The sequence below is a fragment of the Algoriphagus sp. Y33 genome (assembly GCF_014838715.1).
In the GTDB taxonomy this organism is placed as follows: Bacteria; Bacteroidota; Bacteroidia; order Cytophagales; family Cyclobacteriaceae; genus Algoriphagus.
Genome location: NZ_CP061947.1, coordinates 4,133,116 through 4,156,445, shown reverse-complemented (window position 1 = coordinate 4,156,445; position 23,330 = coordinate 4,133,116). Strand labels below are relative to the sequence as shown.

Here is a 23,330-nt window from a genome sequence, read left to right as displayed (position 1 = left end):
ATGACACGAACGACGGCGAAAGGGAGAAAGCTATGTGCTGGTGCAGCGGGAAAAAGCCGAGACTGGGTTTAAATTGGAGAAAGTCGCGGTACAGACGGGTTTGGAAAGCGATGGAATGATAGAGCTCTTGCCAAATGAAATGCTTGATGAGAGCACGGTTATTCTGACTCACGGAGGCTTCAATTTGCTGCCTTAGGTTGTTTTAATCGCTGAGAGTCGTTCGTGATGACACGAACGACGGCGGAAGCGCCAAAATTATTGCAGTCTCCTGACTGCTGTTTTGTTAGCAAAAAGCCGTTCGTGAGCATGAACGGCGGCGAAAAGATATTTCCCATACCAACGAATACGGCGAAAATGGTTACCGGCTCCATCATCAATAGGTAAAAAAGACAAAAGTGCTTCCCTACGTACTTTTTCACCAAATGTCAGATTATATTTTGCTCTAATTATTAATCTAAGTCCAATTAATATCTTAATAATCATAGTGTTGTGTTCAAACAGTTCAGTCTAAAAGGATCAAAGAAATACCTTCATCATTTAGTTTTGATATTTTAGTTTTTCATTTTATATTTAGTAAACCTAATTTTTATAGTTATGAAATCGAGCATGTCGAAGACGACACACATAACATAGGGATGATTATAAACCCAGCGAGATTCCATATGACCTTTAAGAAGAAAATTATAATTATATGAAAAGTAGCCTTTCTCCTTTATACCCTGCTTTACTACTGATTTTTACTATGTGTACTGCCTGTGACCTGAATCTATTCTGGAAAGAAAGCAAGCCAAAATCTGAATTGGAGAAACTTCCGCCGATTACCCTAACCGGAGAAAACACATTTGGTTGTTTGATCAACGGAGAAGCAATGGTTGCCAATAATTCGTTATATGTTACTGCGATATATCAGGGCGGGGGAGTTCAGATCTCTGGCAGGATGGATACCAAAGGCTTAAATCAAATTGTTGGATTTACCGTTCTGGATCCTTTTGAGATAAATAAAGAGTATGATTTGACCAATCTACCCAAGGTGAGGGCAAGATCAATGAAATATTTGGGAATTGAAAACTGCACCTATGCGGCAGAAGATATTATTGAAGGAAAAATTAACTTTTCAAGAATAGACAGAACCAATTTCGTGATTTCCGGAACATTTGAATTTTCAGCTTCTAATGAAGCTTGCGATACTGTTAGAATGACAAATGGACGTTTTGATATTCAGTACATACCTTAAGGCTCAATTTATCACTTTTATTAGATTAGCGAAATATGAGAAAAACAATACTTTTCCTGCTTTTTCTGGGTGTTTTCATTAACACATATGCTCAAACCACCAATTACTATAACAGAATGGAGCATGTGTTTGGTGCGATAGATAAAAGCAAGGTCAATACTGGGCTTTTAAAGGAATTCGGTGTCAAATTCAATAATATTGAAGCTTTTAACGGTGTTCTTACGGATAGTAGCTGGGTTAGTTTAAGTGAGTGGGAGGCATTCTATAATTCGGTGTATTCAATGAGGATAGGAAGTGCTACAACCATGACTGTACCGTCATCAGTTTTCAGTCATTTTAGTACTCAGCAAGATGCCAACCCGGGTGTGATTTTACTTGCCGCCGGCCATTTCAACTACCAGCAATACAAGGCCAATGCCTACACAAACGGGGATGTAACTGTAACTAACGAAAAAATATATGATGTGGCGGGAAGAAACCCCTATGAAATAAAAACATCTTTTGCTGTAGCTCCCCTTCAAAATGAAATTCAGGGTAACACATTTGCTTTTAGACTCCAAAGCAACATGGTTTATAAAAATATAACCAATTCATTAAGCTCAATACAAATCGATTTTGGCAATGGCCAAGGGTATCAAACAGTTAGTTTAAATAGTAATAAAAACGTCACATACACTTCCGGAGGCGAAAAAGAGCTGAAATTTAAATTTTCATACAGTGGTGGCATTACTAGGTATAGCCATTCCAAAATCTGGCTTGATTATATACCACCAAGCTCTTCCCCCAATGGGCGGTTTAACGGGTCTGGTGCAAGTACGCAAGTTATTACCGGTAATGCATGGCAGGGTGCGTCAGCTATTGGTGATATTACAATTGAGACTTCCGGGACAGATGGGGTTTTGGATAAGCCATTTATCGTGGTGGAAGGTTTTGATCCAAATAATGATTTTGATTATTTAAGTTTTGTAAACAATGACGATATAGGGGGAATAAATGTTTCAGTTGATAATAGCACTGGTCAAACGCTAAATGAGGCTATTGAAGCAAATGGATATGATTTAGTTTTTGTCAACTTTCGAAATGGAACTGACTACATCCAGCGTAATGCCTATATGGTTGAAAAGGTGATTGAATGGGTCAATAACAACAAAACCGGTAATGAAAAAAATGTTGTGATGGGAATGAGTATGGGCGGGTTGGTAGCCCGTTATGCATTGAGGCATATGGAGCAAACTAGTCGACTTCATAAAACAAAATTGTACATTAGTCATGACACACCCCATCAAGGTGCGAATGTACCATTGGCATTTCAGGCATTTATCAGACATTTAATAGGGGAGTCCATCAGTATTCCGGTCTTCTATAGTCTTTTTAATATAAATGTTGTAGATCTGGACAATGCATTTCCTGACCTGCAGCAAGGGCTTGATTTATTAGAGACTCCTGCAGCCCAACAAATGCTAATTTATCAACTTTCCGGAGTAGGAGCTTCCTTGACCCATACCACTAATGCACTGAGGACAAATTTTCTGAATGAGTATAAAAATATGGGATATCCGTCTCAGGACGGCATTCGCAATATCTCTATCTCAAATGGTTCTGAGTGCGGAACTCCATTAGACTTTGCTCCTAATGCAACGATAGCCCAAATCAATGAAACTGTAGTTGATCTTCCCTTTTTCGTTCATAACGTTGTTTTCAGCATTATTAATTCTCTATCTGTTAATCCGATTAAGACAATGACGTCCGCATTGTCAACGAATACTGATGTCAAGGCTTTATTTGTAATGAAAGCTTTACCAAATCAACAGGTCAAAGAAATCTATAAGGGGAAAATTTTTATTAAGAAAAAGGTTCTGGGATTTATCAATATAGAAGAACAATTGATAAATCAAAAAACGCTGAATTCAACTTCTTCTATGCTACCCCTAGACAATTCTAATGGCGGAATATATAATATCGATAAATTTGTTACTCTTCCCCCAGAAATGTCAGGGTATATCTTAGAACCGAGGTTTAATTTTGTTCCAACTTATAGTAGTTTGGATATAAGCAGTGGGAATCAAACTATCAGTTATACTGATCTTACCAGAAGCTACTCTCCATTATCACCTCCTCCAGCTCCAAAATCAGTTCCTTTTGATAATTTTTTCACAAATCCACAAATAAGTGAAGATCATACCCAATTTACCCTCAATAATGGAAATTGGTTGCTGGATGAACTGGAAGGAACTCCTTCACTCTTTTCATGTTTAGGGACATGTGGATCTTCTAATCCCATTACGGTTTCAGGGCCGAATACGATTTGTTCATCAGGCACATTTAGTTTAAACAATGTGTCTAATAGCGCTGTAATTATCTGGTCATCAAGCAATTCTTCTGGACTGAGTATCAATTCTTCATCAGGGGTAGCGACCAGAAAAAATAATTTTGACGGAGAAATAACAGTGACTGCAAAAATAAATAGTAACTGTGGCTTGGTTAATTTAACCAGAAAAGTATGGGTAGGGAGGCCTAAAGCAAGCTTTATAGGTTTCACTAATAGTGTTGACGGATTTTCATATTTTTGTTCTAATGCTAGCGGTAATTCATTTGAAGTGGAATCTTCTGCCCCTGGTGTTACTTGGAACGCCCGATTATTAAATTGGCCAAACCTAACAGTTAAGTACACCTCATCAACGCCCTATTCCGGAAATGGACCTCATGCATGGACATATGTCCCTAGCCCAATTGGGTATTATGTTTTTGAAGTGAGGGGAACCAATGCATGTGGGACTTCTTCGTGGCTTCCCGGCTATGAGGTGGAATATCTGGATTGTGGGCAATTTAATGAAGGACTATTTTCAGTTTATCCCAACCCAACCTCCTATGAGCTTAACATAGAAAGATTTGGTAAACAAAGTAAAAGCTCCATATTAAATAGCAATGAAAATATAAAGGTTGAATTAATTAATAATGTAGGTAAGGTTGTAATTACTAAAGAATTTATCGATAATGGTAACAACTCAATTGATGTTTCCTCGTTGTCTGGTGGACTTTACCTTTTAAAGGTATATACAATAAACAATGTGGAGACACACAGGATAAGAATTGATCATTGAGAGCAGGGCTGATTTATACTTTCACGCTGTGCTGCTTCTCCAGAAGCCGAACTTAGCACTTAGCCGTTTAAAGCCTGCCTCCCTTCAGGCAGGTCTGGATCCAACACAATGCAGTCTCCTGCCTGATGTTGCAAATTAGAAGAAGTCGTTCGTGGAGACGCGATCGACGGCGGAAATTATTGGTCGCAATAACTTTTACGCCGTGGCGTAGAAATACTAATGCATAATGGGGGTTTAACCACGAAGTACGCAGAGGTTTTCGCAGAGGGCGCAGCTGGTTATCGTTGTTATCTTACTAGCTGTGCTGCTTCTCCAGAAGCAGCACCTAGCACTTACTTGACCCCAACACAATGCAGTCTCCCGATTGCTGTTTTGTTAGCAAAAAGCCGTTCGTGGGGACACGAACGGCGGCGGAACCGATGCTAGGATAATGGCAAGTTCTTAATGCTTCTGGCAATTTCCTCTCCTATAGTTAATAGAGCATCACTTTCTGACTTGGTGAAATCATAGGGTTCCGGCTTGGCAATGCCTAAGGTTCCATACAATTCCCCATCCTGCATCATCGGAACGGCGATAGATCCTTCCACTTTGGTTTCTTTGGCGGCGGGACGCGCTACCCCGGACTCATCCGTCTGTAAGTTGCACATTTCTACAGGAGCCTTCCGTTCGGCTGCGATTCCTGCCATTCCCTTTCCGATAGGGATGGAAGACATTTTCGGCAATAGGAAGTCGGGAATTCCTTTTTGGGATTTGAGTACCAATAGATTGGTGGTAGGGTCTAGTGCGTGGATAGTACCTGTGGTGCAATCAAAGGATGAAATAATGCTTTCCAGCAATTCTTGCCAGTTGGGCTCGCCTGATGTTTTTTTGATGGAATCGATGATGAAGTCGGTATTGTTCATGGTTACAATTGAATATATGAAATGGTTTTATCAATCGGTTTTCGATTTCCAAAGATAGTTTTTTGTGCTTCTTGGGTTTACCTTGAACGGAATAAACCCAACTCAAATGAAGAAGTCGATTTCATTCATCCTGCTTTTATTTTCTTTTTTGTCTCTTCAGGCTCAGGAAAAAACCTGGATGCTGGGGCCTTTTCTTAGACCTGAAGGAGCCATGCCCATTATTGTTCCTCAGAATACGACCGGTTTTGTAGATCCCATGACCGGTAAAACCGTAGCTTGGGAATCCATGGCTACCTTCAATCCTGCTGCTATCGTCCGGGACGGAAGTATATATGTGCTCTATCGTGCAGAAGAAAAATTGGGGGAAAAAGAAATCGGTGGACATACCTCCAGAATAGGTTTGGCTACATCAGCAGACGGTTTTGCTTTTGAGCGGGAGGATGAACCGATCTTTTATCCGAAAGAAGACAATCAAAAGAAATTTGAATGGACAGGCGGGACTGAGGATCCCCGGATCGTCGAGACCACTGAGGGACTGTATGTGCTGACCTATACCCAGTGGAACAGGGATGTGCCAAGATTAGCTGTGGCCACATCAAGAGATCTGCGAAACTGGGAAAAACATGGACCGATTTTCAAAGAGTGGAAGGATGGGAAATACCATAATGTGGAATCCAAATCCGGTGCTATTGTCACTGAACTGAAAGATGGGAAGTTGACAGCCGCTAAAATAGATGGGAAATATTGGATGTATTATGGGGTTCCCCACATTTGGCTGGCTACTTCGGAAGACTTGGTCCATTGGCAGCCCGTAGAAAATCACGAAGGAAACCGGGTTCCGGTGCTTAGTCCACGGCCGGGATATTTTGATTCTTGGCTGGTAGAGGCAGGCCCTCCTCCGGTGCTGACCAAAGATGGGATAGTAGTGCTCTACAATGCGGGCAACTCACAACAGGTGGGAGTGAAAGATCTGGGAAATCGGGTATATACCGGTGGACAGGCACTCTTCTCTGCTACGGAACCTTGGAAATTGATCGATCGGGTAGAAACACCTTTTATTCAGCCTACACTGGCATTTGAAAAATCAGGGCAATACCCTGAGGGAACCACCTTTCTGGAAGGCTTGGTTTATTTCGAAGGCAAGTGGTTGCTTTACTATGGCACAGCAGATAGTATGGTGGGGGTGGTATCTGCCGAGGGTAAGTAGGTAGGATTTTTACTTTTGAGAGGTAATTGCCTAGGGAGGATAGAATCTTTCTTTTACAATTGAATTTCACTGACTATTACTTTTATTTGAGTTGGAAGTAAATGGTTTGAACATCCAAATCCCTATCACAAATTGAACATACGAAAAGCTATAGTTGAAGATTCTGAGGCGATTGCTGCACTGCTAATGCTTGCTACAGGAGAGGTGATGTACAAATTCATCGGAGAGCAGGATTACGATAAAGCCAAAGACTTTTTGCTACACTTTGTAAAAAGTGAAGACAACCAATATTCTTTTCAGAATTGCTATGTCGCGGACGAAGAAGGGGAGGTTTTAGCCGCTGTTCTCGTGTATGATGGAGCGAAACTAGGGGAGTTAAGAAAGCCGGTTTTGGAATACGTTCACAAGCATTTTGACTCAAATCTGAAAGTAGAAGATGAGACTAAGGAAGGAGAGTTTTACATAGATTCTCTTGGAGTAGCGAGCACCCAACAGGGGAAGGGACTTGGGTCAACCTTACTTAGTTTTCTTATTGATGAGATCGTACGCAAGATGGGAAAAACGCTGGGTTTGCTTGTGGATAAAACTAACCCGGGAGCAAAGAAACTGTACTTGAAATTGGGTTTTAAGCCCATAGGTGAGAAGAAATTGCTCGATCTTTCGCTTGAACATCTTCAGTTGAAATAGAAATTTAATCTAGTGTTATGTTAAGTGTAAAAAGAACCTGATAAACCTGTCAGGTTTTGCTTTTAGAACCGTAAAAACCTACTTATTTATCAAAAATTGATGGTGTTAACCTGACAGGTTTCGGTTAACACTACACTAGTCTAACGTAACCTGTGTCTCCTGACTACTAACTAACTAACTAACTACTTTCGGTCTGTGGGACACGTGAAAGCATAAAATCCACTTTTATTTGTTGACCCTGACTTGTGTAGCGTCGACCGGTAAAAGAAATAAAGTTTCCTGTCGTACTGACACAACTTGGATAGGATGATTTCTCCAAAACTTGTTAGTTTTAACACAAAATAATCTTAACCCATTTTTCTGATGAGTAGTACCAATAATCATATCAATTACATAGAGTTCAAAGCGAAAGACCTTGTCGAAATCAAGAAGTTTTATACACAGGTTTTTGGCTGGGATTTTACAGATTATGGCCCCAGTTACACTGCTTTTTCAGAGAGTGGGATATCGGGTGGCTTTGAAAAGATAGATGGGGAGATAGTAAATGGAGCATTGATTGTGTTATACCATAGTGATTTGGAACATGCAAAAAGCGAGGTAATCAAGGCAAACGGTAAGATTTCAGTGGATATTTTTTCTTTTCCAGGTGGACGTAGATTCCATTTCCTTGATCCATCCGGAAACGAACTTGCAGTTTGGGCAGAGGTTTAATAGGTGGAATGAGGTGAATTTTCTCAGTATTTCCCCATTTTTGCATCCCGGTAAAAGGGTTGGTTCGTATGGTCTGATGCCAAATCAAATTACCTGTAGAACCAAAACACGCAAGATTAAACCAACATGGATAGAATAGCACATATTGAGCAGGAGATCTCAGCATTGAGAGAGGAACTTAAGCATCATTCACTTTATGAAAACCTTCGGAATCTGGGTGATATCCGAGTTTTTATGAAAAGTCATGCCTTTGCCGTCTGGGATTTTATGTCCTTGCTGAAAGCGCTTCAAGTCCGACTGACTAATGTGCAGATCCCTTGGACTCCAAGCCCAAACCCTACACTGGCACGTTTTATCAATGAGATTGTCCATGGGGAGGAGAGTGATATCAATGAACTCGGTGAGCCCAAGAGCCACTATGAAATGTACCTGGATGCCATGGATCAGATCGGTGCCGATACCGATCAGATTTCGGGTTTTGTCCGGCTGATAAAGCAAGGGAAATCAATTGACGAAGCCTTTGGACAGATTGAAATAGATCGAAATGTGGAAGCCTTTGTGAAGTTTTCCTTTCAGGTTATCGCCACCCAAAAACCGCATTTAATTGCCTCTGCATTTACATTCGGTAGGGAGGATGTGATTCCGGATATGTTTATTTCTATCCTAAAGCAGGCCGATGCAGAAAATGTGCAGTACAATAAACTGCGGTATTATCTGGAAAGGCATATTGAATTGGACGGTGATGAGCACGGGCCGTTATCACTCAAAATGATCTCCGAGCTATGCGGCGACGATAAGCAGAAATGGGAGGAAACGTTAGAGGTGGCCAAGCAAGCACTTCAGCAAAGAATCTCGCTTTGGGATTGCATTGCAGAGCAATTGGGAAAGAAAGAATTGGTTTAGGTTTTTCAGAATATACTAGGAATGGATTTACGAAAGAATGACTATGTAATCTCAACGGACAAGGATAAATTGGACAGAGCGATGATCCATCGCTTTTTAAGTACGGAATCCGGTTGGGCAAATGGGATAAGTTTTGAAACGGTAAATAGGAGTATAGAAAATTGTCTGAACTTTGGAATCTATCACCAGAAGGAGCAGATCGGGTATGCCAAGGTGATTTCTGATTTTGCTACCATAGCCTATTTGGGCGATGTTTTTATTCTGGACAAATTCCGTGGCCTTGGTCTGAGCAAGTGGCTGATGGAGTGCATTACCTCGCATGGAGAACTGCAAAATCTGAGGCGCTGGATTCTGTTGACCAATACTGCTCCTTGGTTATATGAGAAATTTGGTTTCTCCAAGTTGGCCAACCCTGGCTTCTATATGGAGCGGCACAATCCCAAAGTCTATGAAGTATAAAATTACCGAAATTACCCCATCCGAATATCAGGAAGTAGTAGAACTGTGGGAAGCCTCCGTGCGGGCCACACACGATTTTCTGCAGGAGGAAGATATCATGTTTTTCAAGCCGTTGATTTTGAATGAGTATTTGAAAGCAGTAGAATTGAGCTGTGTGCGAGCTGACTCAGGTAAGATTTTGGGTTTTTCCGGGGTGGCCGAAGGGAATCTGGAAATGCTTTTTGTCCATCCTGATCAGGCAGGAAAGGGAATTGGGAAAGCCTTGCTTAGCAACTCCATCAGCACTCAGCACGTCACGAAAGTAGATGTCAATGAGCAAAATCCTAAATCACTGGAATTCTACCTCAAAAATGGCTTTGAAATCATCAGCAGATCGGAATTAGATGCTATCGGAAAACCTTATCCGATTTTGCATATGGAATTGGTGAAATGACCTTTTCCTGTAGCTTTTAGTTTTATTACTTTTAATCTAACCCTTATATTAGTATTCAACTATTTGGTATGTGATGAAGCTAATAAAAGCAGTTATTTTTGATTTGGATGGCACAGTGGCTAACACCCTGCCTCTTTGTATTTCCGCATTCCGCCAATCCATAGAGCCTTTGATTAATCGTTACGTCTCAGACGAGGAAATTATCGAAACATTTGGTCCTTCAGAAGAAGGAACGATAATGGCTTTGGCACCGGATCATTACGATAAGGGAGTAGCAGATTATCTCCTTCATTATGAATCCTCCCATTACATGTGCCCGACACCGTTTCCGGGTATAGCAGAGCTATTAGACTTCTTGAAGAAAAAAGGTGTACATGTTTCCATGGTAACCGGAAAGGGGAGAAAAAGTGCCATGATTTCTTTAAAGCAATTTCAGTTTGAGAACGTGTTCGAAATTCTGGAAGCTGGATCGTCTGCTGGGTCTCGAAAGACGGAGGGTATTCAGTTGATTCTAGAGAAGTTGCCGGATATTTCCAAGGATGAAGTGGTCTATGTAGGTGATGTTCCAAGCGATATAGTGGTAAGCAGGAAAGCCGGCATAGTCTCAATAGCTGCTGCCTGGGCAGAAACTGCGGAACCCGAAAAACTGCTAGCCTTAAAGCCTGATGAGATATTCTACTCCGTTGAAGATTTCTTTGATTGGCTGAAGGGAAAAATTGCAGATTCTTAAACTCAATTATGTGTATAAGCTTAACTGTACGCATGTATCTTGGATTAATGCTAGAAGTTCAAATTTGGCAATTCCCTCCATCGGGGCAGAGGGCGGGAGCCTGTCCCGACGACTGTCGTGGAGAGATTTTTTCAGGCTAGAACCAGAAATAGTTCTGATACGTGCATTCATGCGGATACACATAAACTCAATATATAGTAAGCATATTTGTAATATATTTAAGGATATAAACTAAATCACAAATAACTTAAAACATGAACATTACATTAGAACAAGCATCAACGGCACTAGATAGTGCTAAGAAAAAAGCCGAGAAACTAGATACCAAAATGAACATAGCAGTAGTAGATGCCGGGGCAAACCTTGTCGCTTTTGCGCGTATGGATGGTGCTTGGTTGGGTTCTCTGGATATCTCCATCAAAAAGGCAAAAACCGCTCGTTATTTTGATATGGATACAGGGATCATTGGTAGTCTTTCTCAGCCGGGAGGTTCGCTGTACAATATAGAACATTCAAATGGCGGTTTGATCACCTTTCCCGGAGGTATTCCAATCAAAGACGCAGAAGGAAATATCATAGGTGCAATCGGCGTAAGTGGAAGCACTGTAGAAAATGACCATGAGGTAGCTAAAGCCGGAGCAACACCTGTCTAAGTATCCATTACATTAATTTAATTCTCTGATGCCAAGAAGAAAAGCTGAAATGTTCCTTCTTGGCTTCTTCAATTTGGGTAGTATTCGAATTGTAAAACTTTTTGAAAATGAAAATTAGAGCCAGTACAAATCCATTTTAACTACTTAGTAGTCATTACATTAAATGAAAATTTATATTCCGGTTTTTCTCCTGCTGTTTTTAAATTCTTTCTTTTCAAAAGGACAGAATGATAAGGCGCACTATTCCGCATTGGTATCTGAAATTGATGCTATAATCGAGGAAAGCAACTTCAATGGTGTAGTGCTTTTCACTGAAGGGACTTCCACTATTTTCCATAAGGCTAAAGGCTACGCCAATTTTGAAGATAGAGTACTGATTGAAAAAGCCGACCAGTTTGTCATCGGATCAATAAGTAAGCAAATAACCGCCGTAATGGTCCTTCGGGAATATGAGAAAGGAAATCTTAATCTGGATGATGAAATTGGAAAGTACCTTCCTTTGATTGATCAAAGCTGGTCTAAAAGTGTGACGATTCATCACCTGATGACGCATACTCATGGGATAGTGGATGTAAACCAACAGTTGGAATTTGAGCCTGGCTCCCGATTTCATTATTCCCAGCTGGGCTATGAATTGCTGGCGCAGATTCTTGAAAACATAACCGGAAATTCATTCGAGGAATTATCAACCCAACTTTTTTTGGAGTATGGTTTATCCAATACGTTTCATCCTGATAATAAGGGGTACAAGTCTCTTGTGAAAGGATATGAAGAATCAGAAAATGCGACATTGGAATATGTGACAAACAGTTTGGATATTTATGTGGCCGCAGGTGCATTTATCTCAAATGCAGAAGATTTGAGTAGATGGAATTACTTACTTTATTCAGGTAAACTTGTCACTAAAGAAACCCTGAAACTGATGAAAATGCGGTATGCGACAAGAATCCATCCCATTTTTGGACAAATAGAATATGGTTACGGTCTACTTTTTAATAGGGGAGAAGAAAATATTCAAATTGGAGCATTGGGCTATGCGCCGGGGTTTGCTTCCGCTTGTTACTATTATCCTCGGGCTGATTTGAGTATACTAGTGTTGGAAAATGCACCAAGACACATGGATGATATCAAAAAGACTTTTAGAATACATACCCAATTAATGGAAGCGGTAAAGAGTGAAAGCCTATTAATTCAAAATCCCAATAATTAAAAATGAATCCTAAAACTGACTTTTTTTTCGATAAACCTACTCAATGGCAAGAAGAGTATAGGCAATTGAGGAGACTGGTTCTTGACTGTGGACTGACTGAAGAGCTGAAATGGGGTGTGCCTTGCTATACATTCCAAGGAAGCAATGTGGTGCTGATACATGGCTTTAAGGAATACTGTGCGCTTTTGTTTCACAAAGGTGCCTTGCTTCAGGATGCTGAGCATATTATGATCCAACAGACAGAGAATGTGCAAGGAGCAAGACAGATTCGATTTGCTGACGTTAAGGGAATCGTAGAGATGAAGCCTGTGTTGAAAAGCTATATATATGAGGCTATTGAAGTAGAGAAAGCGGGTTTGAAAGTAGCTTTGAAAAAGACGAAGGAGTATGCTGTCCCTGAGGAATTTCAGGTGAAACTGGATGAAAATGCTGCGTTGAAAAGTGCTTTTGAAGCACTCACACCTGGGAGACAGCGTGGATATCTACTGCATTTTTCCGCTGCTAAACAAGCCAAAACTAGAGAAGCGAGAATAGAAAAGTTGATTCCGCAGATTCTTGCAGGAAAGGGATTGAATGATTAATTGATGGGAGTCAAAGAGATCTGATGGGTTTCTCCACATTACCCTTCTCCATGCTCTTTTTGGGCGAAATATTCATAGTCCAAAATCAGCTGATCAATAAATGCAAGAGGTTTTGTATCATAGTTGACCTGAAGCATTTGACTTGTTTTTTCGGCCAATTTGTTGATCAATTCAAAATCATGGGATTTTAGGGCTTCCAGTCTTATACTTTTGATCTTCATGATTTGAGAGTCGTTCAAATTAACTACTTGGGGATATTTTGGCTCGTGATCGGATTTAACCTGAGTCAACAGATCCTCTCGTTTTATAGCTTCTTGTTTTAGGGAAATGACTGTCGTCCCGGCAGCTATATCGCCAAGTCTTTGGCCTTTGCCACCCATAAGTATGCTCAAGACAGCAATTCCACCGGAGCTGATTGTGATGTCCACAGGTCGGAGTAACCATCGAATCAGGTAACTGCTCACTGTAGCCTTGGTTCCATCAAGCTGAACTACCCGGATCTCCATGGCAAACTTTCCAATGGATTGGCCATTCATGAATATTTCAAACAACAGATGATAGACCAAAAAAGGTAAAACGAACATGGTAATCACAGCAACCGAATTGTCTTCAACCTTCATGATTCCAAAAACGGTGATCGAAACCAAGATAATATAGATTCCCATGACAAAGCCATCGATCAATTGCGCCAATATTCTGGATGCCAAAGTTGCCGGACGCTGTCTGATTTGGATATGCTGGGCAGTTTCGAAATAAATTCCTTCCATCTTCTATGTGCTGTTCTGCTCTTGAAATAAAGTTATCAGGAAAAATACCCATCTCATGTCATATAATAAAATAATTTAATAGTTTTAGGTGGGGCCTATTTTATTTAATATGTATATCTGCTTTCTTCTAGTGAAGAGCCTTAAGCATCATAAAATTTGGTCAACAAAAGCATTGAGGCTACTTCGGTCACCTGTCATCGGTCTGCCAGCAAGCCAAAGAAAATGAGGCTACTGGCATGATTGCGGATAATTATATAATTTAATGAGAGAATCACTTTTTATCAAGAAAAATCAGACGAAGTGGAGCAGTTTGGAACAGCATTTATCCAAGAAAACTGAGCTTCCACCATCTGATTTAGCAGACTTGTACTTGGAGATTTCGGATGATCTCAATTATGCACGGACGTTTTATCCGGAAGGAAAAGCTATTGTCTACCTCAATCACTTAGTCTCCCAATATCATCGTGAAGTTTATCGGGATAAAAAAGTGGGGCTCAAAGGAGTGTTGGATTTTTATACAAAGGATTTTCCGCTGATGTTTTACAAATACCTTCCCCAACTAGCGATCTCTTTCTTTGTGTTTGTCCTATTTGCGGTGATGGGAGCTTATTCTACCCAAACCGATATTTCCTTTGTGCGTTCTATTCTGGGCGATAGCTACGTGAATCAAACCCTGGCCAATATCGACTCGGGTGATCCGATGGCCGTTTACAAGAAAATGAACCGGATGGATATGTTTATGGGCATTACTGTCAATAACATCCGGGTAGCCATTACCGCTTTCGTAGCAGGAATCTTTCTGGGCGTCGGCACTCTGCTCGTGCTTATGTATAATGGGGTGATGCTGGGTTCATTCCAATATTTCTTCCATGCTAAAGATCTCCTTTGGGAATCTGCCCGTACGATCTGGATTCATGGAACACTAGAGATTTCTGTTATAGTTATTGCCGGTTGTGCGGGCTTGGTGTTGGGCAATGGAATCCTTTTTCCCGGAACATTCAGCCGCTTGCATTCCTTTCGTCGTGGGATGAAAGATGGTGTGAAAATTCTCATCAGCACAATCCCATTCTTTGTGATTGCGGGTTTTTTGGAATCTTTTGTCACCCGACTTACCCAAATGCCGGATGCACTCAGCATCCTAATCATCTTGGGCTCTTTGACTCTGATCGTTTTTTATTATGTTTATTTACCTATCAAACTATTCAAAAAGTCCAACCTATGCATCCTTATCTTGAATTAAGAACCAGGAGGGAATTAGGAACCATTCTTTCTGATTCATTCACCTTTATTAGAATCAATATCACCCCGCTTTGGAATATCCTATTAAAGACCTCGGGAGTATTCTTTGTGCTGACAGTGTTGTTATCGGGGCTTTATCAATATGCCAATACAGCCTTTTGGATTACTACCGATCCACTATACTTTGTTTTAGTGTTCCTTCTCATGATGTTGGGTAGTGTGCTTTTTTATGCTTCGGTGTCTGCTGCGATTTATGCTTTTATGCAGAACTATATTGACACCAAGGGAAATGTACAAGAGGAGGTTGTCATACAGAATGCCCGCGCAAAAATTGGGCATCTGGTCTTACTATCAGTAATGTGCTATCTACTCATTATTCTCGGATTTATGTTTTTCATTATTCCCGGAATTTATTTTATGGTGCCTGTATCTATGGTTTTTCCGGTGTTTTGCTTTCTGGGAATGGGGAAAATTGACAGTATCCGTGAGGCATTCAAATTGGTTTCGGGATATTGGTGGGTTACTTTCGGGACTATTTTGGTGCTGTTCATCGTGATGGGAATCATATCCTTCGTGTTTCAACTTCCGGGCACAGTCTATCTAGGTACTAAGACGTTCTTTTCGGTGATTGAGGGAAATGAAGAACTTTCAGGCGACTTTATCTATTTGCTTCTAGCTACCTTAGGTTCTGCTGCGAGTAATCTGATTTCTATAGTTATGGTTGTTGCATTTGGCCTGATTTATTTTGATTTGGATGAAGAAAAAAACAGAACCGGAATTAAGGCGAAACTTGAGGACCTTGGCTAGAATAGGACTGATAGCTCTTCTGTTTTTTTTATCCCCATACCGGCCGGTGATGGCTAAGCAGGATATTCTGCATGCCCAAGACAGCCTGGGTACAAGATTGGACTCACCAAGCTTTACTTATCACAAGGCTTGGTCATTTGAGGCGGGTTATGAAGATGGCTACCTCTCTCAGGCGGAATACGATTATGAGGAAATCCGACAGGAGAAAAACTGGCTTCACCGGGTAAAGTTGTGGTTTACAAATGCATGGAATAAATTTTTGGATAGAATATTGGGAGGATCGGCTCTTTCCGGTTTTTGGCAGGTGTTTTTTCAATTGGCACCTTACCTCTTGCTCATGATGCTGATGAGTCTGCTCGTCTGGCTCGTCATGAAATACAGCTCAGGTGCTAGCCAAGATGGTAAAACCGCACTGTCTTCTCTGAGTGCGGACGAAGCTCTGCTCAAAAGTGATAATCTAAAAGAACTTGAAGAAGAAGCACTGAGAAATCAGGACTTCCGACTTGCCTTGAGATACCGTTACCTTTCGGTATTGCAGCACCTTATCCGGAGCAAACTGATCGTGTGGAAATCTTCCAAAACTAACTTTGACTACCAAAAGGAACTGGAGGAAACCCCATTTCTTGCACCTTTCACCGAAGTGACCAGAATCTATAACTTCGTTTGGTATGGGCATTTTGACTTAGATGCCACCGCTTACGGGGAGCTGGAAGGAGCTTTTAGCAATCTAGACCAGCTGTCATGAGCCAAGGCCAAAAGATTCTGCTGATGCTGCTCTCCTTACTGATTTTGGGAGTGCTTTTGCTGATCCATTCCAGCCCTCCTCCCGTGGACTGGTCTCCCAGTTATGAGCAGCATGACAGTCGTCCTTTGGGGGCCAAGGTATTCTATGATCTGGTGAAAAAGGAATCAGGAGATTGGAGAGCTATTTATACACCGCCATTCGAGGCGATTGGAGAAATGCCGGAAGTGGGTACTTATGTGATTATTAATCAGTATTTCTCTACAGATCCCGACGAATGTGAGCTATTGTTGGATTGGGTGCGTAGCGGCGGTCATTTGTTTGTGTCGTCCTCAAATATATCTACTGTGCTACTGGATAGCCTTGGACTCAGTGAGGATGTTTTTCCTGAAAATTTTGAAGCGGAGCGACTATTTACCTTGAGTTTGGAAGCACCTATGGACTTGGTCGAATCCATCACCTACGATCAATTTCATTTTGGCGAGTATTTCCAATGGGGAGATTCCGTGCAAGTACAAACATTGGGAAAGATCAGGGACCAAAGTATTCTGGACACGGTAGGAGCGCAACCGAATTTTATCCAACTCAGGCAAGGAAAGGGGCTCGTCACACTCCACGCTTTTCCGGAGGCTTTTTCCAATTATTTTCTCTTGGACAAAACCAATAAATCTTATACAGAACAGGTTTTGGGAACTTGGGATTTGAATTACCCCGTGCTGCTGGATCATTACATCAAAGAAGGCAAGGTTACCCCTTCTTCGCCTTTGTATTTAGTCTTGGGCAATCCTTCCCTGAAAGCTGCGTATTTTACTTGCTGGATTTTACTGGCTCTATGGGTGGTGTTCGAGGGGAAACGCAGGCAAAAAGCCATTAGAATCATCACACCTCCCCAAAATCAATCCCTGGAATTTGCCAAAACAATCTCCTCAATTTACCTCAACCGCAAGGATATGACAGAGCTGGGACAGCTCCAACTTAAGCTGTTTTGGGATTATTGCAGAAGAACCTTCCACTTGCAGACAGGGGAGGATCAGGAGGAAATTGCCCTTTCATTGGCCAACAAAAGCGGAGTTCATCCGGATCATACCCGGGCTTTGGTCAGGCAGCTGAGCGTATTGGAAGCAAAAAAGCTGCTGAGCTCTGAAGATATTTTGCAGCTATATCATTTAATTGAAGACTTTAAATCAAAACTACAACATGGAAGAAATCTCCAACCCGCAGGATAGCGGCATGCCCTTCGGCAACCGCTTACCGGTGGAACATATCGCAGAGGGAATAGAGAAAATCCGCAGGGAAATCAAAAAAACGATCGTTGGCCAGAATGAAATGATTGAGCTTATGATCGTGGCATTACTCAGTAAAGGACATATCCTGCTTGAAGGTGTTCCCGGCATTGCAAAAACCCTAACAAGTAAATTGTTTGCCAAGTCAGTCGATACCGGATTTAGCCGGATTCAATTTACTCCTGACCTGATGCCTGCGGATGTATTGGGTACTTCTGTTTTTAATTCCGGAGAATTTGAATTCAGAAAAGGTCCCATCTTTTCCAATATAGTCCTGATTGACGAGATCAACCGTGCTCCCGCCAAGACCCAATCGGCGATGTTTGAGGTGATGGAGGAGCGTCAGGTGACAATGGATGGGCACACGTACCCGATGGCTACTCCCTTTATGGTTTTGGCGACACAGAATCCCATTGACTCCGAAGGGACCTATCGCTTGCCAGAGGCACAAATGGACAGATTTCTGTTCAAAATCCACCTTGGATTGCCTAACCTTGAGGAAGAAATTTTGATCCTCAAAAACAGGGGATCCGAAACAGAAAGTGAACCGAATGTGGTTCCTGCAATTTCAGGAGAGGAGGTTTTGAGGTTTCAGGAATGGACTTCTGCCGTAAGGGTTGAAGAAAAGCTGCTCCACTACATCGCCACTATGGTGGTCAAAACAAGAAATCATCCCAGCCTGTATGCAGGTGCTTCACCGAGAGCTTCTTTGGCGATCTTTCGTGCGTCCCAAGCGCTGGCTGCAATGGATGGGAGGGACTTTGTCATTCCTGAAGATATCAAAAGAGCGGCTATCCCGGCCATGCGACATCGGATCATTCTCAATCCGGAGAAGGAAATGGAAGGCATTTCCCCTGATTTGATTTTGGAAGGAATCATTCAATCCATAGAAATCCCCCGCTGATTTGTTCACGTTGTTTAAACAGTTGTTTCTGGGAAAAAGGCTATATGCGGGACTGGCGATAGTAGCCGTAGTCTTCTTTTTGTCCTATTGGTTTTGGGTGCTTTACCCCATTGCCCTCTTTTTTGTAGCCATGCTGTTGGTACTGTTTGTGGTGGATTTTTTATTGATTTTTGGAAAAAAGGCGGGGATCACAGCCGATAGAAAGCTTCCGGAGAAGTTTTCCAACAGTGATGAAAACGAAGTGGAAATCACCATCGCCAATCAGTACCGATTTCCTGTCCGCCTGTTTGTTTTGGACGAAATACCGGAACAGTTTCAAAAAAGGGACTTTGGATATTACACAAACTTGGCTTCAGACGAAAACCGGACGAGTTCTTATGTCCTCACACCTAAGCAACGGGGGGAATACCGATTTGGGAGTCTTCACTTGGTTGCTTATGGGCCTTTGGGGCTGGTTGCAAAACGCTATAGTTTTGATGACGGCAAAATGGTCAAGGTATACCCCTCCTTTTTGCAAATGAGGAAATACGAGTTTTTGGCATTCAATGCACTGAAGCGGGAGCATGGTCTCAAAAAGCTTCGGAAGTTTGGACAAAGCAGGGAATTCGAGCAAATCAAGCCCTACGTCACCGGAGATAGCCTTCGCAATCTCAATTGGAAAGCGGCTGCCAAATCAGGGAAATTGATGACCAATCACTATCAGGAAGAAAAAGCCCAGCCGGTGTACTCCATCATTGACTTAGGACGGGTGATGAAAATGCCCTTCGAAGGCCTCAGCCTGCTGGATTATGCGATCAACAGTAGTTTGGTTTTTACCAACATAGCGCTTAAAAACGGGGATAAAGCAGGTTTGGCCACTTTTTCAGATCAGATAGGCCTCACCTGTGAAGCCTATCACCGGCCTACCCAGCTCCTGACCGTGATGGAATTGCTGTATAATATCAAGACGGGTTTTCCCGAATCGGATTTTGGTAAGCTGTACAGTTGGGCAAGGAAAAAGCTGGGGCAAAAATGCTTGCTGATGATTTATACCAATTTTGAGCATGCGGGAGCCATGAGGCGGCAATTACCATTTCTGAAAGCCCTAGCCAAGCATCATTTGGTTCTAGTAGTGATTTTTGAGAATCACTTGCTGGAGGAATTCTCTGTCCAGCCGGCAGAATCTCTTTCGGGAATTGTGGAAAAAACCATCGCTGCCAAGTTTGTTTATGACAAAAGACTTATTGCCAAGGAACTGAATCGGCATGGAATTCAAACGATCCTCTGTGCTCCACAAGATCTAAGTATGCAGGCCGTCAATAAATACATGGAGATAAAAGCTAAAGGGTTGATTTGAAAATCCGGTTTTAGGTGGTTTTATGCCCCACTTTTATTATTTTATTGCCTCAACCCCAATAACCTATGCGCATTCCATCTAAGTCTCTACTAGTGGCAATATTTCTGACGCTGATATTTTTCTCATGCCAACCTACCAAAACAGAAACGGTCACCGAAACTCTTGGAGAGTCCAAAAAGCCAAGGACAATAGTCACTACCGATGGAGAGATTGATGATGTGGATTCTTTTATCCGCATGCTGCTTTATGCCAATGAGTTTCAGATCGAAGGCTTGATTTATTCCTCGTCCATGTGGCATTACAAAGGCGATGGGAAAGGGACGCTTTTCACTTCGGAGATGGAAATGACCAAAACTATGTATGGAGCAATTCCTGATTTGCGCTGGCCGGGGGTGGAATGGATGAATCCGCTTTTGGATTCTTATGAAGAAATTTACCCAAAGTTAAGTCAGCATGCCGATGGTTTTCCTACAGCTGATTATCTGAGAAGCCTGGTGAAAGTAGGGAATATTGATTTTGAAGGAGAGATGGAGGAGGATACGGAAGGTTCGGACTTTATCAAAGAAAAACTGCTTGATGATAATATGGAGCCGCTTTACTTGCAGGTTTGGGGTGGTACGAATACCATTGCCCGTGCTTTAAAATCCATTGAGGAGGATTATAAAGGCACCGACGAATGGGAAAGTGTTTACAAGAAAGTGACAGACAAAGCCATACTGTATGCGATACTGGATCAGGATGCTACCTACAGAAAATACATTGCTCCCAACTGGCCTGATCTGAAGATTTTCTATAATTCAAGTCAGTTTTGGTGCTTTGCCTATGCGTGGAAAAGTGCTGTGCCTGAGCCACAGCATTACCTTTTTGAAGGGGAATTCATAGGAAATGAGATTATAAACAACCATGGTCCATTGCTAAAGCACTATTACAGCTATGGCGATGGACAAAAGCAAGAAGGGGATGATGAGCATATTCATGGAGATTCCACCAAACTGGAAAATGCACAATGGGGGACTTTTGGTGTTTATGATTTTATTTCTGAAGGAGACTCCCCTGCATACCTTCATCTAATCAATGTGGGTTTGGATAATTTGGATAATCCCCAATGGGGTGGCTGGGGAGGCCGGTTGGTTCAGTCGGAAGAGCAGCCCAACCGATGGGAAGACGGGAAAAATGTCATGGATTTCAATCCTTTTACGGATACACTAGACGCTACCTATCCCCAGATTCGCTGGGTGGAGGGAATTCAGGAGGACTTTGCAGCACGGGCAGATTGGTGTGTGATGGATTATGCAGATGCAAATCATCCTCCGGTAGTGAAAGCGGTCGGAACGCACTCGCCTTCGGCAAAGGCAGGTGAGAGTCTTGCCCTTTCTGTGGAAACTTCCGATCCGGACGGAGATAAGTTGGAAACCAAATTTTGGGTATATAAGGAAGTAGGAACCTACTCCGGTGAAGTGAAACTAATGGCAGAAGGGAATAATCTTCAGGTTCAGCTTGATTCAAGCGCAAAAGGCCAACTTCACATAATCGCCGAAGTCAAAGACAATGGAGCACATCCAATGACGAGGTATCAGCGGTTTGTGATTAAGGTTGATTGAAAGATTGGGAAATCAGGCCCTAAGCGGATCAGGTTTACAGATTTTATTCTTATATGTTGATCTGATTTCTATCCTAAAAGAGATTAAAGTACTAAGGATTGGTTAACATTTAAGTCATGCTTCGGTCTACCGTCATCGGTCTTCCGGCCAGATTAACAAAGAGATTAAGGCGCTGGCATCATTAGAGATATTCAGAGAATTTAACTATATAGGCCTTAAAGCCTCATCCTCAAATTTGATCCCTTCCCAACCTGACTGCATAAAATTCCGGATGTTTTGGTGATCCGTTCCGTCGGGATTTTGCAAAACGTCTTTTAGGTAAAAGTCTCCAAAAAGTGACAAAGTTTCTATCGGAGTTAAGTTTTGAAGTTTTGCGAAGGAAAAGATTTTGCAACTCCCATTGTTTTGACCTGCTTCGTTTACTGTTGTTCCATTCAAAAATCTGGTGGGTGTAAATTCATAGTGGGAATCTATGTGCGCAATCACCTCCGAAAAAGAAATAGCGGCAGGGGCGTTTTTGATCTGATCTAAAATATTCATAAAATTCAATATTTACCGCAAGATGGGGATTTTTTGGAAAATGCCATTTATACTCCTCCGAACTGTAGATCATGGGTAGAATAGAGAAAATAATGAAATTGCGCCTTTGCACCTTAGTGGGAGATGCTTAATTCTCAGGCCTGCCCAGATTCTCAAAAACCACCAATCCATCTTTACCGGCTACGACAATATCTTTCCAGCCATCTGAGTTGAGGTCAGCAATCGAAAAATAGAGCCCGCTTCCCTTGCCCTCGCCAAGTGGTCCATAGCTGATTATATTTTTGGTAAATGAAGTTCCGTTCCATTTGAAATAATATAATCCTGCATAATCTTTTCCACCCGGATCTTTGCCGTTGTGCGCACGGTAACGCTTGCCGGTGACCAGTTCATTTTGACCGTCATTGTCTATATCCACCCATTCCATGGTGTGATACTGGGATTGGAATGGGTCTATTTCATGTTTGACAAAGCTTATTTTGTCTCCTTCTTTCTTTTGCTTCAGCCAAAACAATCCGAATCCATGTGCCTGCCCGACGATGATATCGTTCAATCCATCTTGATTCACATCTGCGACGGTCATTGGGATACTTGCATCGCCCAGATCAAAATCCGCATGATGAATCCATGTTCCTGTTTTCAGGTCTGCAGGGGCCTCTAGCCAGCCGTCGGAAATAATCAGATCTCCCCGCCCATCTCCATTGATGTCTCCAAAGCCCAATCCATGGCCTTGGGTGTCATGGACCGGGAATTTTTCAAATTGATTTGGCCCGGTCTTTTTATAGTAGGCGAGTGCCTTGCGTGGAGTATTTGGAACAATCTCCAATAGTCCATCCCCATCGATGTCAAAGCCCCTGCTGGTTTCTATATTTCCGGTATTGGCGATTTCATGCACAGGCCATTCGCTTCCATCTCCCGGGTTTTCTTTCCAGACCAAAGTACCTTCAAACCAGCCTCCGGTGATAAAATCCATTTTCCCATCTTCATTCACATCCATGGGAATGGTGGAAAAGTCCTCGTAATATTCTCCGTAGCGTTTGACTTGTCCGATCAAAAAGCGGTCGAGGAATTTCGGGCCTTTATACCAATAGCTTCCCGATACCAAATCCAATGTGCCATCATTATCTACATCAAATACTCCGACAGATTCCGTGCTTTCGTAGGCGACCATTTGTTTTTCGAAGTTGATATTTTTGGATTGAGAAAAAGCAGGGACAGTTCTCAGGAGAGCAAAAATGGCAATTGGCAGGTAGAGTAATTTCATGTGTTTATAATTGTTTTTTAACGGTCACATGGAATCTCG

At 42.0% G+C, this 23,330-nt stretch carries 25 protein-coding genes; 20 read left to right on the top strand and 5 right to left on the bottom strand.

What is annotated here, in order from left to right; translation table 11 throughout:
• Window positions 1–40: 40 nt before the first annotated feature.
• Window positions 41–196 (top strand): hypothetical protein, encoded by a 156-nt coding sequence (locus ID165_RS16650; RefSeq protein WP_192346174.1) that lies wholly within the window; start codon window positions 41–43, stop codon window positions 194–196.
• Window positions 197–255: 59 nt separating this feature from the next.
• Here ID165_RS16650 and ID165_RS16645 read toward each other — a convergent pair whose 3' ends face one another.
• The gene (locus tag ID165_RS16645) at window positions 256–483 is read right to left on the bottom strand and encodes a hypothetical protein (protein WP_192346172.1); all 228 of its coding nucleotides are present in this window, start codon (window positions 481–483) and stop codon (window positions 256–258) included.
• Window positions 484–691: 208 nt separating this feature from the next.
• On the opposite strand from ID165_RS16645, the gene ID165_RS16640 reads away from it, so the two are divergent.
• Window positions 692–1,234, top strand: a complete 543-nt coding sequence (locus tag ID165_RS16640; RefSeq protein ID WP_192346170.1) for a DUF6252 family protein — start codon at window positions 692–694, stop codon at window positions 1,232–1,234.
• Between the two features lie 35 nt (window positions 1,235–1,269).
• A complete protein-coding gene (locus ID165_RS16635; protein ID WP_192346168.1) occupies window positions 1,270–4,335 on the top strand; it encodes a T9SS type A sorting domain-containing protein in 3,066 nt (1,021 codons plus the stop codon).
• 422 nt (window positions 4,336–4,757) lie between these two features.
• On the opposite strand, the gene ID165_RS16630 is transcribed toward ID165_RS16635, so the two are convergent.
• Window positions 4,758–5,237, bottom strand: coding sequence for a GAF domain-containing protein (locus tag ID165_RS16630; protein WP_192346166.1), 480 nt, complete (start codon window positions 5,235–5,237; stop codon window positions 4,758–4,760).
• A 106-nt stretch (window positions 5,238–5,343) separates the two neighbouring features.
• Between ID165_RS16630 and ID165_RS16625 the strand changes: the two genes are divergently transcribed.
• The 10 genes from ID165_RS16625 (at window position 5,344) to ID165_RS16580 (ending at window position 12,811) form a co-directional block, all read left to right on the top strand.
• A complete protein-coding gene (locus ID165_RS16625) occupies window positions 5,344–6,444 on the top strand; it encodes a glycoside hydrolase family 130 protein (RefSeq protein ID WP_192346164.1) in 1,101 nt (366 codons plus the stop codon).
• Between the two features lie 132 nt (window positions 6,445–6,576).
• Window positions 6,577–7,131 carry a GNAT family N-acetyltransferase gene (locus ID165_RS16620; RefSeq protein ID WP_192346162.1) on the top strand — a complete coding sequence of 185 codons (555 nt, stop codon included), beginning with the start codon at window positions 6,577–6,579 and terminating at the stop codon, window positions 7,129–7,131.
• A gap of 363 nt (window positions 7,132–7,494) precedes the next feature.
• Window positions 7,495–7,842 (top strand): VOC family protein, encoded by a 348-nt coding sequence (locus tag ID165_RS16615; RefSeq protein ID WP_192346160.1) that lies wholly within the window; start codon window positions 7,495–7,497, stop codon window positions 7,840–7,842.
• 126 nt (window positions 7,843–7,968) lie between these two features.
• Window positions 7,969–8,745, top strand: coding sequence for a DUF3050 domain-containing protein (locus ID165_RS16610; RefSeq protein WP_192346158.1), 777 nt, complete (start codon window positions 7,969–7,971; stop codon window positions 8,743–8,745).
• Between the two features lie 21 nt (window positions 8,746–8,766).
• Window positions 8,767–9,204, top strand: a complete 438-nt coding sequence (locus ID165_RS16605) for a GNAT family N-acetyltransferase (protein WP_192346156.1) — start codon at window positions 8,767–8,769, stop codon at window positions 9,202–9,204.
• Window positions 9,194–9,637: a GNAT family N-acetyltransferase gene (locus tag ID165_RS16600; RefSeq protein ID WP_192346154.1), complete on the top strand. Its 444-nt coding sequence runs from the start codon at window positions 9,194–9,196 to the stop codon at window positions 9,635–9,637. The genes ID165_RS16605 and ID165_RS16600 overlap by 11 nt, the downstream gene beginning before the upstream one ends.
• Before the next feature lie 73 nt (window positions 9,638–9,710).
• A complete protein-coding gene (locus ID165_RS16595; protein ID WP_192346152.1) occupies window positions 9,711–10,367 on the top strand; it encodes an HAD family hydrolase in 657 nt (218 codons plus the stop codon).
• 254 nt (window positions 10,368–10,621) lie between these two features.
• Window positions 10,622–11,020, top strand: a complete 399-nt coding sequence (locus tag ID165_RS16590; RefSeq protein WP_192346150.1) for a heme-binding protein — start codon at window positions 10,622–10,624, stop codon at window positions 11,018–11,020.
• A 163-nt stretch (window positions 11,021–11,183) separates the two neighbouring features.
• Window positions 11,184–12,230, top strand: a complete 1,047-nt coding sequence (locus tag ID165_RS16585; RefSeq protein WP_192346147.1) for a serine hydrolase — start codon at window positions 11,184–11,186, stop codon at window positions 12,228–12,230.
• A gap of 2 nt (window positions 12,231–12,232) precedes the next feature.
• Complete coding sequence (locus ID165_RS16580) at window positions 12,233–12,811, top strand: YdeI family protein (RefSeq protein WP_192346145.1); 579 nt, start codon at window positions 12,233–12,235, stop codon at window positions 12,809–12,811.
• A gap of 38 nt (window positions 12,812–12,849) precedes the next feature.
• On the opposite strand, the gene ID165_RS16575 is transcribed toward ID165_RS16580, so the two are convergent.
• Window positions 12,850–13,578, bottom strand: a complete 729-nt coding sequence (locus ID165_RS16575) for an RDD family protein (protein WP_192346143.1) — start codon at window positions 13,576–13,578, stop codon at window positions 12,850–12,852.
• A 262-nt stretch (window positions 13,579–13,840) separates the two neighbouring features.
• Between ID165_RS16575 and ID165_RS16570 the strand changes: the two genes are divergently transcribed.
• The 7 genes from ID165_RS16570 to ID165_RS16540 all read left to right on the top strand — a co-directional run bounded on the left by ID165_RS16570 (window position 13,841) and on the right by ID165_RS16540 (window position 21,490).
• Window positions 13,841–14,818 (top strand): stage II sporulation protein M, encoded by a 978-nt coding sequence (locus tag ID165_RS16570; RefSeq protein WP_192346141.1) that lies wholly within the window; start codon window positions 13,841–13,843, stop codon window positions 14,816–14,818.
• Window positions 14,797–15,624 (top strand): hypothetical protein, encoded by an 828-nt coding sequence (locus ID165_RS16565; protein WP_192346139.1) that lies wholly within the window; start codon window positions 14,797–14,799, stop codon window positions 15,622–15,624. The genes ID165_RS16570 and ID165_RS16565 overlap by 22 nt, the downstream gene beginning before the upstream one ends.
• Entirely contained in the window at window positions 15,572–16,369 is a 798-nt protein-coding gene (locus ID165_RS16560; RefSeq protein WP_225586801.1) for a DUF4129 domain-containing protein, read from the top strand. The genes ID165_RS16565 and ID165_RS16560 overlap by 53 nt, the downstream gene beginning before the upstream one ends.
• Window positions 16,366–17,592, top strand: a complete 1,227-nt coding sequence (locus tag ID165_RS16555) for a DUF4350 domain-containing protein (protein WP_192346135.1) — start codon at window positions 16,366–16,368, stop codon at window positions 17,590–17,592. The genes ID165_RS16560 and ID165_RS16555 overlap by 4 nt, the downstream gene beginning before the upstream one ends.
• Window positions 17,564–18,553 (top strand): MoxR family ATPase, encoded by a 990-nt coding sequence (locus ID165_RS16550; RefSeq protein ID WP_192346133.1) that lies wholly within the window; start codon window positions 17,564–17,566, stop codon window positions 18,551–18,553. Before ID165_RS16555 ends, ID165_RS16550 begins: the two co-directional genes overlap by 29 nt.
• Before the next feature lie 10 nt (window positions 18,554–18,563).
• Window positions 18,564–19,889, top strand: coding sequence for a DUF58 domain-containing protein (locus ID165_RS16545; RefSeq protein ID WP_225586799.1), 1,326 nt, complete (start codon window positions 18,564–18,566; stop codon window positions 19,887–19,889).
• 65 nt (window positions 19,890–19,954) lie between these two features.
• Window positions 19,955–21,490 carry a DUF1593 domain-containing protein gene (locus tag ID165_RS16540; protein WP_192346129.1) on the top strand — a complete coding sequence of 512 codons (1,536 nt, stop codon included), beginning with the start codon at window positions 19,955–19,957 and terminating at the stop codon, window positions 21,488–21,490.
• A 204-nt stretch (window positions 21,491–21,694) separates the two neighbouring features.
• On the opposite strand, the gene ID165_RS16535 is transcribed toward ID165_RS16540, so the two are convergent.
• Window positions 21,695–22,030, bottom strand: a complete 336-nt coding sequence (locus tag ID165_RS16535) for a HopJ type III effector protein (protein ID WP_192346127.1) — start codon at window positions 22,028–22,030, stop codon at window positions 21,695–21,697.
• Window positions 22,031–22,157: 127 nt separating this feature from the next.
• Window positions 22,158–23,291 carry a VCBS repeat-containing protein gene (locus tag ID165_RS16530; RefSeq protein WP_192346125.1) on the bottom strand — a complete coding sequence of 378 codons (1,134 nt, stop codon included), beginning with the start codon at window positions 23,289–23,291 and terminating at the stop codon, window positions 22,158–22,160.
• Window positions 23,292–23,330 lie beyond the last annotated feature (39 nt).

What these genes read in the sequence shown, in the direction of transcription:
- ID165_RS16645 (WP_192346172.1), bottom strand. Translation starts at nt 483, where the DNA reads ATGATTATTAAGATATTAATTGGACTTAGATTAATAATTAGAGCAAAA.
- ID165_RS16640 (WP_192346170.1), top strand. Translation starts at nt 692, where the DNA reads ATGAAAAGTAGCCTTTCTCCTTTATACCCTGCTTTACTACTGATTTTT.
- ID165_RS16635 (WP_192346168.1), top strand. Translation starts at nt 1,270, where the DNA reads ATGAGAAAAACAATACTTTTCCTGCTTTTTCTGGGTGTTTTCATTAAC.
- ID165_RS16630 (WP_192346166.1), bottom strand. Translation starts at nt 5,237, where the DNA reads ATGAACAATACCGACTTCATCATCGATTCCATCAAAAAAACATCAGGC.
- ID165_RS16625 (WP_192346164.1), top strand. Translation starts at nt 5,344, where the DNA reads ATGAAGAAGTCGATTTCATTCATCCTGCTTTTATTTTCTTTTTTGTCT.
- ID165_RS16615 (WP_192346160.1), top strand. Translation starts at nt 7,495, where the DNA reads ATGAGTAGTACCAATAATCATATCAATTACATAGAGTTCAAAGCGAAA.
- ID165_RS16610 (WP_192346158.1), top strand. Translation starts at nt 7,969, where the DNA reads ATGGATAGAATAGCACATATTGAGCAGGAGATCTCAGCATTGAGAGAG.
- ID165_RS16605 (WP_192346156.1), top strand. Translation starts at nt 8,767, where the DNA reads ATGGATTTACGAAAGAATGACTATGTAATCTCAACGGACAAGGATAAA.
- ID165_RS16600 (WP_192346154.1), top strand. Translation starts at nt 9,194, where the DNA reads ATGAAGTATAAAATTACCGAAATTACCCCATCCGAATATCAGGAAGTA.
- ID165_RS16595 (WP_192346152.1), top strand. Translation starts at nt 9,711, where the DNA reads ATGAAGCTAATAAAAGCAGTTATTTTTGATTTGGATGGCACAGTGGCT.
- ID165_RS16590 (WP_192346150.1), top strand. Translation starts at nt 10,622, where the DNA reads ATGAACATTACATTAGAACAAGCATCAACGGCACTAGATAGTGCTAAG.
- ID165_RS16585 (WP_192346147.1), top strand. Translation starts at nt 11,184, where the DNA reads ATGAAAATTTATATTCCGGTTTTTCTCCTGCTGTTTTTAAATTCTTTC.
- ID165_RS16580 (WP_192346145.1), top strand. Translation starts at nt 12,233, where the DNA reads ATGAATCCTAAAACTGACTTTTTTTTCGATAAACCTACTCAATGGCAA.
- ID165_RS16575 (WP_192346143.1), bottom strand. Translation starts at nt 13,578, where the DNA reads ATGGAAGGAATTTATTTCGAAACTGCCCAGCATATCCAAATCAGACAG.
- ID165_RS16570 (WP_192346141.1), top strand. Translation starts at nt 13,841, where the DNA reads ATGAGAGAATCACTTTTTATCAAGAAAAATCAGACGAAGTGGAGCAGT.
- ID165_RS16565 (WP_192346139.1), top strand. Translation starts at nt 14,797, where the DNA reads ATGCATCCTTATCTTGAATTAAGAACCAGGAGGGAATTAGGAACCATT.
- ID165_RS16560 (WP_225586801.1), top strand. Translation starts at nt 15,572, where the DNA reads ATGAAGAAAAAAACAGAACCGGAATTAAGGCGAAACTTGAGGACCTTG.
- ID165_RS16555 (WP_192346135.1), top strand. Translation starts at nt 16,366, where the DNA reads ATGAGCCAAGGCCAAAAGATTCTGCTGATGCTGCTCTCCTTACTGATT.
- ID165_RS16550 (WP_192346133.1), top strand. Translation starts at nt 17,564, where the DNA reads ATGGAAGAAATCTCCAACCCGCAGGATAGCGGCATGCCCTTCGGCAAC.
- ID165_RS16540 (WP_192346129.1), top strand. Translation starts at nt 19,955, where the DNA reads ATGCGCATTCCATCTAAGTCTCTACTAGTGGCAATATTTCTGACGCTG.
- ID165_RS16535 (WP_192346127.1), bottom strand. Translation starts at nt 22,030, where the DNA reads ATGAATATTTTAGATCAGATCAAAAACGCCCCTGCCGCTATTTCTTTT.
- ID165_RS16530 (WP_192346125.1), bottom strand. Translation starts at nt 23,291, where the DNA reads ATGAAATTACTCTACCTGCCAATTGCCATTTTTGCTCTCCTGAGAACT.